At 40.6% G+C, this 12,036-nt stretch carries 11 protein-coding genes and 2 pseudogenes; 8 read left to right on the top strand and 5 right to left on the bottom strand.

Annotation, left to right across the window (positions count from 1 at the left end; genetic code table 11):
* Positions 1-1,929: 1,929 nt before the first annotated feature.
* Entirely contained in the window at positions 1,930-2,091 is a 162-nt protein-coding gene (locus ACFIKU_RS07650) for a hypothetical protein (RefSeq protein WP_375657141.1), read from the top strand.
* A 73-nt stretch (positions 2,092-2,164) separates the two neighbouring features.
* Here ACFIKU_RS07650 and ACFIKU_RS07645 read toward each other — a convergent pair whose 3' ends face one another.
* Genes ACFIKU_RS07645 through purE form a run of 3 tightly spaced genes read right to left on the bottom strand, consistent with a single transcriptional unit; the run spans position 2,165 to position 4,142 of the window.
* Entirely contained in the window at positions 2,165-3,247 is a 1,083-nt protein-coding gene (locus ACFIKU_RS07645) for a 5-(carboxyamino)imidazole ribonucleotide synthase (RefSeq protein WP_375657156.1), read from the bottom strand.
* Positions 3,217-3,699 carry a hypothetical protein gene (locus ACFIKU_RS07640; protein WP_375657158.1) on the bottom strand — a complete coding sequence of 161 codons (483 nt, stop codon included), beginning with the start codon at positions 3,697-3,699 and terminating at the stop codon, positions 3,217-3,219. The genes ACFIKU_RS07645 and ACFIKU_RS07640 overlap by 31 nt, the downstream gene beginning before the upstream one ends.
* The gene (gene purE / locus ACFIKU_RS07635) at positions 3,645-4,142 is read right to left on the bottom strand and encodes a 5-(carboxyamino)imidazole ribonucleotide mutase (RefSeq protein ID WP_375657140.1); all 498 of its coding nucleotides are present in this window, start codon (positions 4,140-4,142) and stop codon (positions 3,645-3,647) included. Before purE ends, ACFIKU_RS07640 begins: the two co-directional genes overlap by 55 nt.
* Before the next feature lie 738 nt (positions 4,143-4,880).
* On the opposite strand from purE, the gene ACFIKU_RS07630 reads away from it, so the two are divergent.
* The 3 genes from ACFIKU_RS07630 to ACFIKU_RS07620 all read left to right on the top strand — a co-directional run bounded on the left by ACFIKU_RS07630 (position 4,881) and on the right by ACFIKU_RS07620 (position 7,177).
* The gene (locus ACFIKU_RS07630) at positions 4,881-5,033 is read left to right on the top strand and encodes a DUF5993 family protein (protein WP_375641765.1); all 153 of its coding nucleotides are present in this window, start codon (positions 4,881-4,883) and stop codon (positions 5,031-5,033) included.
* Between the two features lie 10 nt (positions 5,034-5,043).
* Positions 5,044-5,619, top strand: a complete 576-nt coding sequence (locus ACFIKU_RS07625) for a disulfide bond formation protein B (protein ID WP_375641766.1) — start codon at positions 5,044-5,046, stop codon at positions 5,617-5,619.
* Between the two features lie 1,402 nt (positions 5,620-7,021).
* The gene (locus ACFIKU_RS07620) at positions 7,022-7,177 is read left to right on the top strand and encodes a hypothetical protein (RefSeq protein ID WP_375657139.1); all 156 of its coding nucleotides are present in this window, start codon (positions 7,022-7,024) and stop codon (positions 7,175-7,177) included.
* A gap of 177 nt (positions 7,178-7,354) precedes the next feature.
* Here the strand turns inward: ACFIKU_RS07620 and ACFIKU_RS07615 are convergent.
* Both ACFIKU_RS07615 and ACFIKU_RS07610 read right to left on the bottom strand, forming a co-directional pair.
* Positions 7,355-7,707 (bottom strand): annotated as a pseudogene (locus ACFIKU_RS07615) (helix-turn-helix domain-containing protein).
* A gap of 382 nt (positions 7,708-8,089) precedes the next feature.
* Positions 8,090-8,442: pseudogene (locus ACFIKU_RS07610) on the bottom strand (helix-turn-helix domain-containing protein).
* Between the two features lie 894 nt (positions 8,443-9,336).
* Between ACFIKU_RS07610 and ACFIKU_RS07605 the strand changes: the two are divergent.
* From ACFIKU_RS07605 to yacG, 4 genes are all read left to right on the top strand, one after another.
* Positions 9,337-9,459 (top strand): hypothetical protein, encoded by a 123-nt coding sequence (locus ACFIKU_RS07605; RefSeq protein WP_375657138.1) that lies wholly within the window; start codon positions 9,337-9,339, stop codon positions 9,457-9,459.
* A gap of 447 nt (positions 9,460-9,906) precedes the next feature.
* Entirely contained in the window at positions 9,907-10,125 is a 219-nt protein-coding gene (gene infA, locus ACFIKU_RS07600) for a translation initiation factor IF-1 (RefSeq protein WP_004857577.1), read from the top strand.
* A 218-nt stretch (positions 10,126-10,343) separates the two neighbouring features.
* On the top strand, positions 10,344-11,057 hold the full coding sequence (locus ACFIKU_RS07595) for a Maf family nucleotide pyrophosphatase (RefSeq protein WP_375657155.1): 714 nt from the start codon (positions 10,344-10,346) through the stop codon (positions 11,055-11,057).
* Positions 11,058-11,078: 21 nt separating this feature from the next.
* Positions 11,079-11,363, top strand: a complete 285-nt coding sequence (yacG, locus tag ACFIKU_RS07590) for a DNA gyrase inhibitor YacG (RefSeq protein ID WP_375641769.1) — start codon at positions 11,079-11,081, stop codon at positions 11,361-11,363.
* Positions 11,364-12,036: the final 673 nt, after the last annotated feature.

The following is a 12,036-nucleotide window of genomic DNA, read 5'->3' as shown; positions in this document are numbered from 1 at the left end:
CACAAGCGGGATTGGTGTATGAGTGAAAATACTTGAAGGTCAAGAAATAAAACGGTCTTTTATAAATCCTTTCAAGTGCAAGAGAGTGTTGCAACATTGGGAGCTGGCAAGCGGGTGTGATGAGGCTGGCGTTTACGCTTCATAAGCTTGAAGAGGGTGGGGTGCTATGAATGTTTAAGCTATTACCCGAGAGCTTTTATGTTCTATGATGAGGGGGGGTGAAGTGGTGGCAATGTGCATTGGCCAAGTATTTCTTTAAAATAAGTGTTTCTTTAAAATAAGTGCGTAAATTGGTAACACAAGCGTCTTCTGTTGGAGGCTTTTTATTTTATGTGAGGGGTGAGAGGATGTTTGGGAATGGATAAGCTTCGTGCTGTAATCATATCCTGTAATTATATCTTTGACGTGGAGATTAAGAACGGAGCGAAGCGCTTGGCTCTTTTAATGAGGGATTAAATCTGTGCTGTTAGAATGAAAGATTATGTATAAATTTCTCTTTGAAGGCAATAGCTTATGCTTCTTTGAAACCCCATTATTTCTACGTGGGGTGGATTGCTGGATATTGTCAAGCGGATGGGGAATTCAAATTATCCGGTGAGAGAGACAGTATACTGAGAATACACTTTGGCTCTTGAATGTGGATAGTTTGAATTCCTTTTAATATCCATGCTGTAGAAAAATTTGACCTTCCCAAGGGTGGTCTATGATGATGTTTATTGAAAGAGTGAAAGCTTCACATTTTCTGGGGATAGACGTAATAAAAGTATGTCATAATACCAATTTATATACATGTTGCAAATGCCAAAGAGAGCTGACGTAATGAGCATTGGTATCCCGATCAATAGGGGCAATGACTCTCTTCCTCCCCGCGAGGTATATTAGACAAAGAATCCCTGTCATTAATAAAAAGCCTATTGCTAGGATTTTCGTTACGAAAACAATGGGTTTCCGAAAGGTTAGAAGAAAGAGGAACAACATATGTCTAAATGGACCCCCTTTACGTTTTTTGGGAGGAACAGACTGTGTCTCATTTAAAGTTGCTTCATTGTTTTTAGAAATGAAGTATTTTTTCGCACAATGAGCGTTTTAAAGGCAATAATAGTATTAAAATGATAGTATTAAAAAGTATAATTTAGCTTTATCAAGATCATAAAATAAACATTTATATTTAGTCAATTAAGGGTGCTGTTAGGTGCTCTTGAAAGAAGCTTGCAGCGCGAAAAATTGTGGGAACTGCGTGAAGTTGCGGGTCGGTTGGTCTTGACGAATGTCATTGCTGAGCAGGATAGAGAGTTACAGACAGTCTTTTTTGGTTGATTATAGAGTATGCGTAAACAAAGTGCGTTTACGATAAGGGAGTTCATAAAGAACTGCGGGATGCAATAAAGAGATGCCATAAAACCAATGAGCATTATACGGTGGTGATGCGCCTTATAATTTATTGTTTTAACAGGATTAAAAGGTGGGAAAATGGATGCGCTGAAAAGAGAGGGGGCGTGAGAGAAAAAAAATTGATCTGTAAAAAAGCAATTTAAGCCGTTGGGGAGAAGTTCAGGGAAGCTTTTTCGAGAAAGATGTTGGGCGGATTAACGAAAGGAGAAGGTCCTCTATTCGTTAAGGAAAAAAGAGAGGAGAAAAAGAGGAAAGTTTCTATGCTGAAGAGGCTACCTTCTGGCTGATATTGGGCTGCGTTTGCGAGAGTTGTTTGGGTGGAGTCATACGTTTTACCTCTTTGCAGCGATTTTATGAGAAAACAAAACGATGCTTTTGTGAAAATGCTTTTGTGCAAAAATAAACATAAGAAGAGAGGCTAGAGACAATAAAAGCGCAATCGTTGGGATTGGTATCTAGGGGCGTAATTGATCAGTCTATTTCTAAAAATTTGGATTAAAAGCAAAATGAAGGGGCAGTTTCTATCATGGGGGAATCATGATGCCTAGAGGTAACATGTTGGAGAAGATGGTGTTGGATGAGGGGGGTGTTGGACCGAGGGGGGAAAGATCAGGGCTTGTAGGAGAGGGCAGAGTTTTGGGTGGGGATGAGGGGTTGAGAAGGGTTGGGGCGCGCTTGTTGAACCGTATGAATGGTTGATCTGTGTGGGGTGAGAGGTTGTGTTTCAGTTCATTGGGGGAAACGTGTGAAAAAGCGTTTTTATATGTGGGTGTTAAGATTTGTTGGCTGGGCCCATTAATTGGATGACATGCCCCATTTTGCGGTAGGGTTGAACAGTGCTTTTGCCATATAAATGGATCGAGGTGTGCTCTTGTGTGAGAAAATATTTTAACGTGCTTAAATTGTTACCAAGAAGATTTGTCATTTGGCAATCGCTATGGCGATAGGGACTGCCTAAGGGAAGGCCGCAAATAGCACGGATATGCTGTTCAAATTGTGAAGTTATGCATGCTTTTTGTGTCCAATGACCAGAATTATGGACACGCGGCGCGAGTTCATTCACTAAAAGGTGACCATTTGTTAGGACAAAAAACTCAATACAAAGAACACCAACGTAATCGAGGGCATTCATGACTGTTAGGCTAATGTCTTGAGCTGCTTTTTGCACATCAAGTGGAATATGGGATGGAACAAAGGATTTATGAAGAATCCCGTTTTTGTGTTGGTTTTCAGGGCAATCATAAAAAATATGTTCTCCTTGTTTTGTGCGGGCAGAAAGAACCGAAATTTCTGATAAAAAAGGAACTATTTCTTCTAAAATACAAGGCTGTTCCTGAAAAGTCCTTAAGGCTTCGTTAAGGGTTTGTTCATCGGGGTGGTCGAGCTTGATTTGGTTTTTTCCGTCATAACCAAAACGACGCGTCTTTAAAAGACCACGTCCGCCTAAAGCATCAAGAGAAGAAAGAAGAGAAGAAGAATCGTCAACAGCATACCATGAGGCGGTGCCAATCCCTTGATTACGCAAAAATTGCTTCTCAAACAGTCGATCTTGCGTGATCTCTAATGCTTTGGAAGAGGGATAAACGGGCTTACTTTTCTCTACATATTGAACCGTTTGAAGCGAAAGATTTTCAAATTCATAGCTGACAACATCACACTGGGAAATAAAATGATCTAAAGCTGATGTATCGTCATAAGAGGCAACAATATGGCTGTTTGCTGTTTGAGCGGCTGGGCAATCGGCTTCAGGACAAAAAATAACGGTTCGAAATCCTAATTCTGCGGCCGCTATGGCGAGCATTCGTGCTAACTGTCCGCCGCCGATTAAACCAATGACGCTTCCTGGAGGTAACAGGGTAGATGAGGTGGTGGCGTTGGTTGGGGTGGTGTTGGATAGGGCAGTGTTGGCTGGGGCGGTGTTGGCTGGGGTGGTGTTGGACGAGGTGGCGTTGGACGAGGTGGCGTTGGGTAGGGTGGTGTTGGATAGGGTGGCGTTGGACGAGGAGGTGTTGGCTGGGGTGGCGTTGGACGAGGAGGTGTTAGCTGGGGTGGCGTTGGACGAGGAGGCGTTGGTTGGGGTGGCGTTGGATAGGGTGGTGTTGGCTGGGGTGGCGTTGGATAGGGTGGCGTTGGCTGGGGTGGTGTTGGATAGGGTAGTGTTGGATAGGGCAGTGTTGGCTGGGGTGGTGTTGGCTGGGGTGGTGTTGGATAGGGTGGTGTTGGACGAGGAGCTGTTGGAAAACGGTGCCATTTTAAACCTCCGTTACAGGTGTTTGGGCGACATTGGCTGTTTGTTGCTGACGCCAATTTTCTAATCGTTGGGCGAGATCATGATCATAAACGGCCATAACAGCTGCGGCTAAAAGTGCGGCATTAATTGCGCCTGCTTTGCCAATTGCTAATGTGCCAACGGGTATCCCTGCTGGCATTTGCACAATTGAAAGCAAAGAATCTTGACCAGAAAGAGAATGAGAATGCACTGGAACGCCAAAAACAGGAAGAGGCGTAAGGGCTGCTAGCATACCAGGAAGATGCGCTGCACCCCCCGCACCGGCAATTAAAACTTTAAAACCTGCTTCTTTTGCTTCTTTTGCAAATTGATAAAGGCGTTCAGGGGTTCGGTGGGCTGAGACAATATGCGAACTATGAGAAATATCAAGACTCGTCAAAATATCTGCGCTATGGCACATCGTTTGCCAATCCGATTGGCTCCCCATTAAAATCGCGACATCACATGATTTTTTCATCATTCTCCATCCTTTTGATTCAATTTGATTCAATGCGATTCTTTATCATTATTTTTTTTAAAAGTTTTATAGTCTCTTTGCAAAGCCAATTGATGACAGAGAAACAGTTATTTTGCAAATAAGATGGAAAGCTAAAATTTAAAGGGAACTTTTAGAGTTGAAAAATTAAAGTATTGAAGGTTATGAAGCATTTCTTTTAAGGGGGGATCAATTTTGAGGAAGAGGTATGAAGGGGGCACCATGAGGCTGTTGAGCTTACGCGATTTTCTTTTATTTAAGATTAAGAGAAAAAAATACCATTAGGGAAAAGCCATTGGCTGTAAGGTTTTCAAAAAAATTATTCGTTTTTTATTTGCTAAAATAAATACTGTATCCATATTATGTAAAATATAGTGGTAATTTTTAAATATTGCTTACAATAAAGAAGAGATGTATATCTGTCAGTTTTAAAGCCTGCTTAATTCTGCTGTTAAGGCGATTTTTTATGTATGGGGGGATGATCTTTATAGTTACTGATATTGTTGATATAAGAGAAGATAGTGATCAGCTCTTTCGGTCTGATGTCTTTTTAGAATAATTATAGAGTTCTTTGTTTTTTCACTTAAATATAATGACAATATAAAAGTGAATGATGAATTGTGAATAATAAATCTATTGTCTCTTTTTTGCCCAATTTTCTAATATGGTGAACGCTGAAATAAATAAGAGTTAAACAACGGATGTAAAGGAGATTTAAAAGCTATGTTTCTTCCATTTTTAATCGCTTTAGGTACTGCAATAACGACTATGTGTGGTAAAAAAAATATAAGTTATGCTTTGTGGGCAATTTTATTCGTTGTCATTCTTCTCACTTTCAATCATCACGCAACTTCTACTTTAAATTTATCTTTTTGAGAGAATAGCCATGGAACACGTTGAACAAAAAAATCCTCACTTCGTTATCTTTATGAATACGCTAGGACTCTTTGGGTTATCCGTTGTCTTGGTGGTGGCTTTTTATTATCAATTGGTAAAGTTTGAGTTACCTTGTCCCCTTTGTTTACTCCAGCGTGTTGGATTGATGCTGGCAGGTTGTGGGTTCTTGCTCAATATTCACTATAAGGTAAAAAATACCCATTATGGTATGGTTATTCTTGGTTGTATGGTAACGAGTGCCGTTGCAGCACGGCAAGTGTTTTTGCATATAACGCCTGATGATTTGGGATATGGTTCAACGTTCTTTGGATTGCATTTTTATACTTGGGCCTTCATTATTTCTGTCCTTTGTATCTTTGCTGTTTCATTTGTCATGATTTTAGGCGAATTGGCACACAAGTTCAAAGAATTTTCTCCTTTTCCATTCTTGAGTAAAGCGGCAAGTTTCTTATTTGTGTTTTTGATTGCGGCAAATTTGATTTCTACCATACTGGAATGTGGTGGTGGACAATGTGCCGATGATCCTGTAAGGTATGAATTGTTATCAAATTGGTTCCCTTCATAGTCTTGAAATTTTTTAATAATCCCTCATCATAATTTTTATTGTTAAAGAGGCGGAAATATTTAAAAGTCCGCTTCTTTTTTATTGATTGGGAAGACATTTCAGCAAGAGTTTTGATAATTTGATCTTTTATGCCAACGCTGGCTTTTATGAGCGCTGGCGATTGATATTTTCTAGCGAAAACTTGCTCTGTGGACCTTTTAATACTGTCTTTTGAGAGAGATGAAAGCGATTGGTCGGAGGATGCTCGTAGAGCGGCCCCAAGATTGTTGAGCTGCGTGGGTTAAAAAGCCTCGTTTTTTAGGGGCATTAACTATAAAAGTTTTTTGTTCTTGATTTTTCGTAACATTGTGTTAAATAAGTTTTTGTATTCATTTTGGTGCTTCTAAGGCATCTTTGCTGCTTTTAGAGGGATTAATATAAAATTTTGAAAATTATCTGAATAATTTTCTGCAGAGGTTTGTTTATTACAGGCAAACCTTTTTTTTATCTCATTTTTAGATGTTTTCTTTCAGTGTGAAGCCTTTTTTTAAAAAAGGTAAGTGTCTTGATGCTGACTCTATTTTTTATTAATATATTGATTTATAATGATAAATCATCATTTTTAACATGAAGCACAACGCTGAATATAATAAAAATTTCTCATTATAAGCTCTTTCATACTGGATCCATTAAAATCACTTGCTTGCATATCATAAGCGGGTGGACCATGTGGGTCAAAACTGTATCAGAAAGGCATACCTTTAATGAATTGTCTCTTAAACTGAAGACTGTGCGCAACATTAGGAGTGGGCAGAGTCTTTCTGATGGTGTTGGCCTTGTTCTTTTATAAACATAAAGATAGGGGCTGAATGGATATTATACCCTTCATGGGGGCTATTCCTTTACGGATAGTGTTCGCGAAATGGGTGTGTTGAGCGTTGTGAGAGCTGTCTTTAAAACAAGCGTGTGAATATGTGACGCAAGTATATTCCTTTTGGTGCGTTTTGTATTACGAAAAAATATTGATTTATAAGGATGAGTTATCGTTGCGGATGTTGAATGAGAAAAACGAAAAGATTCTCTCATTTTAAACTTTCTTATAGTCAATTAAATGTACTCTCGTCCGTTACAAGAAAGCACTGGATTTGGGGCAAGATTCTTTTAAAAGTCGTAAAATGCTTCTTATGAACCCTTTTGATCGCTAGAATTTGTCGAAAAATTTTATGCTGGTCAATGCAATGATAGGGCGGTTTATATCTATGATTTAGGTGAAAATAGGGGGATTTAAATGAAAATAAGGGGCAAGATTTTAATGACAGTTGTTGAAAACGTTATTGTATAATGCATTTTTTACAGATTTTCTGCTTTCTGTAAATATGTAAAAGCGTGAAAACGTATATTCGTAAAAGGGAATGGAGGATTTGTGCATTGTGTATGCTTTAGGCATGGCATGGCATGTGAAGAGAGGAGTGGAGAGAAGATTGGGGTGTGGGGTGAAGAGTCTGTGAAGGGGGGAAGTTTGGCTGAAGAGGTGGGTGCGTTGACGAGAGAGGAGAGTGTGGGGGTGGAATGGAAATGAACAGATTAGAGGGGGATAAGAGGCGGTGGTGCGAAGGGGATGCATGAAGGATGACGTTAAGGAGATAGGGCTTATTGTAGCGCCTTTTGAAGCGCTGTCGTTTGAGGGGTGGTGATCTGAAGTTTATAGGTGGTGTGGGGTATATTGGCAAATAATGTTAATTTGTTACTCTTTTGCTTAATCAGACATCAGCCACAAGATTGCTTTTTGTTTTTTCGGCTGGAGCTCTCTAAAATTTTTTAAAAGGGTGTGTTCTTTTTCGCTGTATGTTTCTTGATCACGGTGTGAGGCGTTTTCTTTTGTGGCAATATCTGCATAAAAAAAGCTTATGGGAACATCTAGTTTTTGGGCGATTTCGAGTAAACACCCTGCGCTTACACGATTAAAGCCTTTTCATATTTTTGGATTTGTTGGAAACTGACGCCTAAATGGCTTCCTAATGCTTTTTGGGAAAGTCCTATTGCAATGCGTCTGTGACGGATTCTTTTGCCTATCAGAATGTCGATAAAATTTGGATTTTTGGTTTGCACTTCAAGCCCCCCTCCGGTTGCGAGCGCCCTCGCATTGGTATTCCGGGAGTCTAAAAGTACTGAATCCGAGTCAGTTTTTTTGCTTTTAGTGCTGGTAAGCACCTGGACATAGCAAAAACTCCCGGAATTCCGGGATACCCACAAAAGCGGGCTCAATTGTACGCTCGGATTTAGGGCTTTTAGTTCCCTATTGGTCGTTGCGTATACGACCAAAATTACAGCATTCATTTATAAGGTAATTTCAGAAGATTGGCAAGAAAAATCAAAAATTTCTATTCTATTATGTTGTAAAACACTGCTCTTTGAGAGGCGTGGTATGCTGGTTTGAATTTGACTTAAAGGAGGTGTATGAATGGAATAATGTTAATCGTTGCTCTTTTGCTTAATCAGAAATCAGCCACAAGATGCTGTTTGTTTTTTCGGCTGGAGCTCTCTAAAATTTTTTAAAAGGGTGTGTTCTTTTTCGCTGTATGTTTCTTGATCACGGTGTGAGGCGTTTTCTTTTGTGGCAATATCTGCATAAAAAAAGCTTATGGGAACATCTAGTTTTTGGGCGATTTTGAGTAAACATCCTGCGCTTACACGATTGAAGCCTTTTTCATATTTTTGGATTTGTTGGAAACTGACGCCTAAATGGCTTCCTAATGCTTTTTGGGAAAGTCCTATTGAAATGCGTCTGTGACGGATTCTTTTGCCTATCAGAATATCGATAAAATTTGGATTTTTGGTTTGCATTTCAAGCCCCCCTCCGGTTGCGAGCGCCCTCGCATTGGTATTCCGGGAGGTTGAAAATACTGAGCTCAGTCAGCCTTTTGCTTTTAGTGCTCATCGCACTTGGACATAGCAAAATCTCCCGGAATTCCGGGATATTCGTAAAGCGGATTTGTTTTTACGCTAGAGCTTAGGGTTTGTCTTCCCTCTTGGTCGCTGCGTAGACGACCAAGATTATACTTTAAGTGATAAAGTAATTTCAGAAAATTGGCAAATAAAAATAGTTTTTATTTATAAACTTTATTTTTTAATGAGAGGCTTTCCGCCTCTCAAACTCTCCGGAACGCTCACCAAAATCATGAGATCAGACCCGCGTTTAATGAGAGGACTAACAAGCCTTGCTTCTTAGTGTCAAGGAGACCCTTACGGGCGCCTAACGGCGTCCTTGACAAAAAGAACCTAGGATTGTTTTGTCCCTCTCACGCGGCTCCGAAATCATGATTAGAAGGGGAGCTTATAGGGGTGGTGATATCAGGCATATCAATTTATCAAGGTGTTTTTTAGAGTGTGATGAATATGTAGGCTGGATTTCCTTGTCTGGTCTGGTGAAACAGTCTCGTTTGAGGGGGTGATCTGAAGTGCGTGGGGGGGATCTGAAGTTTATAGGGGGGTTAGGCAAGAAGCTGAGTTGTAGAGCATTGTTTTTAGGGCAGCGCGGGGTGGGGTGGAAGTTTCATTTGGCTTCTTTCTGTGAATGTGTAAAAGCGTGAAAACGTATATTCGTGAAAAAGGAAAAGGGTTTATGTCGTTAGGGGCGTTGTGGTTAATGAGACGGAATGTATAGGGATCGCGTTTTCAAGGTGAAGAGTAACATAAATGGAAGGAATGGCTTAGAGGAAATGTGTGGAGAGAGGAAAAATGGGGCAGGCTGTATGGGAAATGCATAGAGGTGGCGTGTGGGGTGGTGAAGGATGTTGTGGATGGCCGCGTGAAGAATGGAGGATGTTTTTGAAAAAAGGAGGAGGCTTGTGGTGTGGGTGAGGTGTTTGCATTTATCTAAATGGCGTATGTTTAAGGTGTGGAGCGTATGTTTAGGATGTGGAAGGCGGAAGGTGAGAAAAAGTTGGAGGGATGATGATTGTTTGTAAGTGGTGGAGAGGGATCCGTCAGAGGCGTTGGGAAAAACGCTTGAGGGGGGAGAAAGGGAGAAAATTTAGCGTAATTTCTTGTCACTCTGAAACCAAGATCATCATAAAAATTGGAGAAAATTAGCGGGTAAAAGAGAAAATGGGCGGATAAAATTTGAAGAGAGAAAGTTTTCAGTCTCAATGGGTGGGGTGATGTTTTTTGAGAACATGAGAGAGTAAACTTTAAAAACCTTTCCCTTTTTGTTGAATTTTTATTCACAAACTTAAGAAAATAGGGTATGAACGCTGGAAATAACGCACAGCTTAACAAAAATGTGCACTTTAAAGGAAATGTTTGTTTATGTCAAAAGAAGAAGTTTTAGAATTTTCTGGTATCGTTACTGAACTCTTACCGAACGCAATGTTTCGTGTGAAACTGGAAAATGATCATGAAATTATTGCGCATACCGCTGGTAGAATGCGGAAAAATCGTATTAGGGTGTTGGCAGGCGATAAAATCATGGTGGAAATGACACCTTATGATTTGACAAAAGGGCGCATTACATATCGCTATAAGTAGCCTAAGGGGGTGGCTTGCACTTTTTTCTAAAAGCATCATATTATTTCTGTTATTTTTTAATAGTTCTTTAGCTTGCTTTTCATGAGTGAAAAAAGTGAGTGTTTGGGTGGCTTTGAAAAACTGTAAAATCAATGCAGAAAAAATAAAGGAGATTAATGGCGTTTAAAAAGGGGGCGCTTAAAGGGGGCGAGAGGGAAGTCGATTGTGAAGGGGTGGAAATGAAAAATATAAGAGAGTGGGGGAAAAAACGTTTGGCAGATGCTCTTACAGAAGAAATTCATTTGGTGCTTGCTTCCGCTTCGCCAAGGCGTTTGGCGCTTTTGGCACAAATAGGGATTGATCCGCAGCAGGTTTGTGCAAGCGATATTGATGAAACGCCAAAATTAAAAGAACATCCTGCAAATCTTGCCAAACGTTTGGCAAAAGAAAAAGCGCTGAAAGCCCAAGAAATTTTGCGCTGGTACAATCAAAATAGTCAAGAAGAGTTGCAGAATGGTCAAGAAAAATTACCTCAACAGAAAATCATTATCTTGGCTGCTGATACGGTGGTGGCTGTGGGGCGCACCATTCTTCCCAAACCAGAGGGTGAAGACGAGGCTTATGAATGTTTACGATACCTTTCTGGGCGCGCGCATAAGGTTTATGGCGCCGTTTGTGCGCTTAATGAACGTGGAAAAATAACCGTAAAATTGGTTGAAAGTCGTGTCCGTTTTAGACGCTTAACCCCTGCCGTGATGAAGGCTTACCTTGCTTCTGGTGAATGGGAAGGGAAAGCAGGTGGCTACGCTATTCAGGGAAAAGCCGGTGCTTTCGTCGTCCATATGACTGGTTCTTATTCTAATGTTGTGGGTTTGCCTTTGGCTGAAACAGCAGATCTCTTGACTGCTTATCACTATCCACTTTTCACGCACTGGGCTGAAGAAACGCATTAGAAAAACTTTAAGGCAAGATCAATGCAAGGTGAAAAGCAACAAAAAGAGAAAAGCCAAAATGAAAAAAAAGGAACAGAAGAAAAATTAATGAAGGAGAAGATGACAAAGGGGCGCCAAGAAAAAAAAGAGCCAAATTTTCAAAAAGAGACTCGCCCTCCGCATCCTTGTCCTATTTGTGGTCAAATGTCACAAAAGTCTTCTTATCCTTTTTGTTCCACACGATGCCGAGCCATTGATCTTAATCGTTGGCTTTCAGGCGTTTATATTTTACCACCCCCACCACAAGTAAGTGATGAAGAAGAATAAAGAGTTCTCTTGAGAAGAGAATGCTCGAGCGTTTTTTTGTGTTGGAGCTGAAGGGGAGGCGCGCGGGATTATCGTAAATGGATTCAAGGGCTGGATTAACGGCTTGGTTATTGTCGTCGTTCGTAGAGATGCAGATTAAGTTCAATCAATGGTGGAAGTGTTAATACATATCTAAGACTTATCCCCAGTGGTTTCCATGGATCATTATAAATTTCTTTGTTGCAGGAAGGTCGATAATGCCTTTAGGGTGTGAGGCAAGATTGATCATCCAATCAGTATTGCTAAGGTATTGCTAAGGTAAAAGAGGGGGGCGTGTTTTGGTGCAAATAGATGGGGCAGCAAACAATCGCTTGCTGGTGCTTTGTTGCAGGAAGGTTGTGGATGCTTTGAGGGCGTGAGGGAAGAATTGATTATCTCATCAATATTGCTAAGGTATTGCTAAGGAAAAAGAGGGGGCGTGTTTTGGTGCAAATAGATGGGGCAACAAACAATCGCTTGCTGGTGCTTTGTTGCAGGAAGGTTGTGGATGCTTTGAGGGCGTGAGGGAAGAATTGATTATCTCATCAATATTGCTAAGGTATTGCTAAGGAAAAAGAGGGGGCGTGTTTTGGTGCAAATAGACGGGGCAACAAACAATCGCTTGTTGGTGCTTTGTTGCAGAAAGGTCGATAAT

Source organism: Bartonella sp. CM120XJJH, assembly GCF_042194715.1.
Lineage (GTDB): Bacteria > Pseudomonadota > Alphaproteobacteria > Rhizobiales > Rhizobiaceae > Bartonella.
The sequence above is the reverse complement of the archived record's forward strand: the minus strand, read 5'-3'. Positions and strand labels throughout refer to the sequence as shown.

Excerpts from the sequence above, each read along its gene's own strand:
- purE (WP_375657140.1), bottom strand. The coding sequence starts at position 4,142 with ATGATGAAAAAATCATGTGATGTCGCGATTTTAATGGGGAGCCAATCG.
- ACFIKU_RS07650 (WP_375657141.1), top strand. The coding sequence starts at position 1,930 with ATGATGCCTAGAGGTAACATGTTGGAGAAGATGGTGTTGGATGAGGGG.
- ACFIKU_RS07630 (WP_375641765.1), top strand. The coding sequence starts at position 4,881 with ATGTTTCTTCCATTTTTAATCGCTTTAGGTACTGCAATAACGACTATG.
- ACFIKU_RS07605 (WP_375657138.1), top strand. The coding sequence starts at position 9,337 with ATGGGGCAGGCTGTATGGGAAATGCATAGAGGTGGCGTGTGGGGTGGT.
- ACFIKU_RS07595 (WP_375657155.1), top strand. The coding sequence starts at position 10,344 with ATGAAAAATATAAGAGAGTGGGGGAAAAAACGTTTGGCAGATGCTCTT.
- ACFIKU_RS07625 (WP_375641766.1), top strand. The coding sequence starts at position 5,044 with ATGGAACACGTTGAACAAAAAAATCCTCACTTCGTTATCTTTATGAAT.
- yacG (WP_375641769.1), top strand. The coding sequence starts at position 11,079 with ATGCAAGGTGAAAAGCAACAAAAAGAGAAAAGCCAAAATGAAAAAAAA.
- infA (WP_004857577.1), top strand. The coding sequence starts at position 9,907 with ATGTCAAAAGAAGAAGTTTTAGAATTTTCTGGTATCGTTACTGAACTC.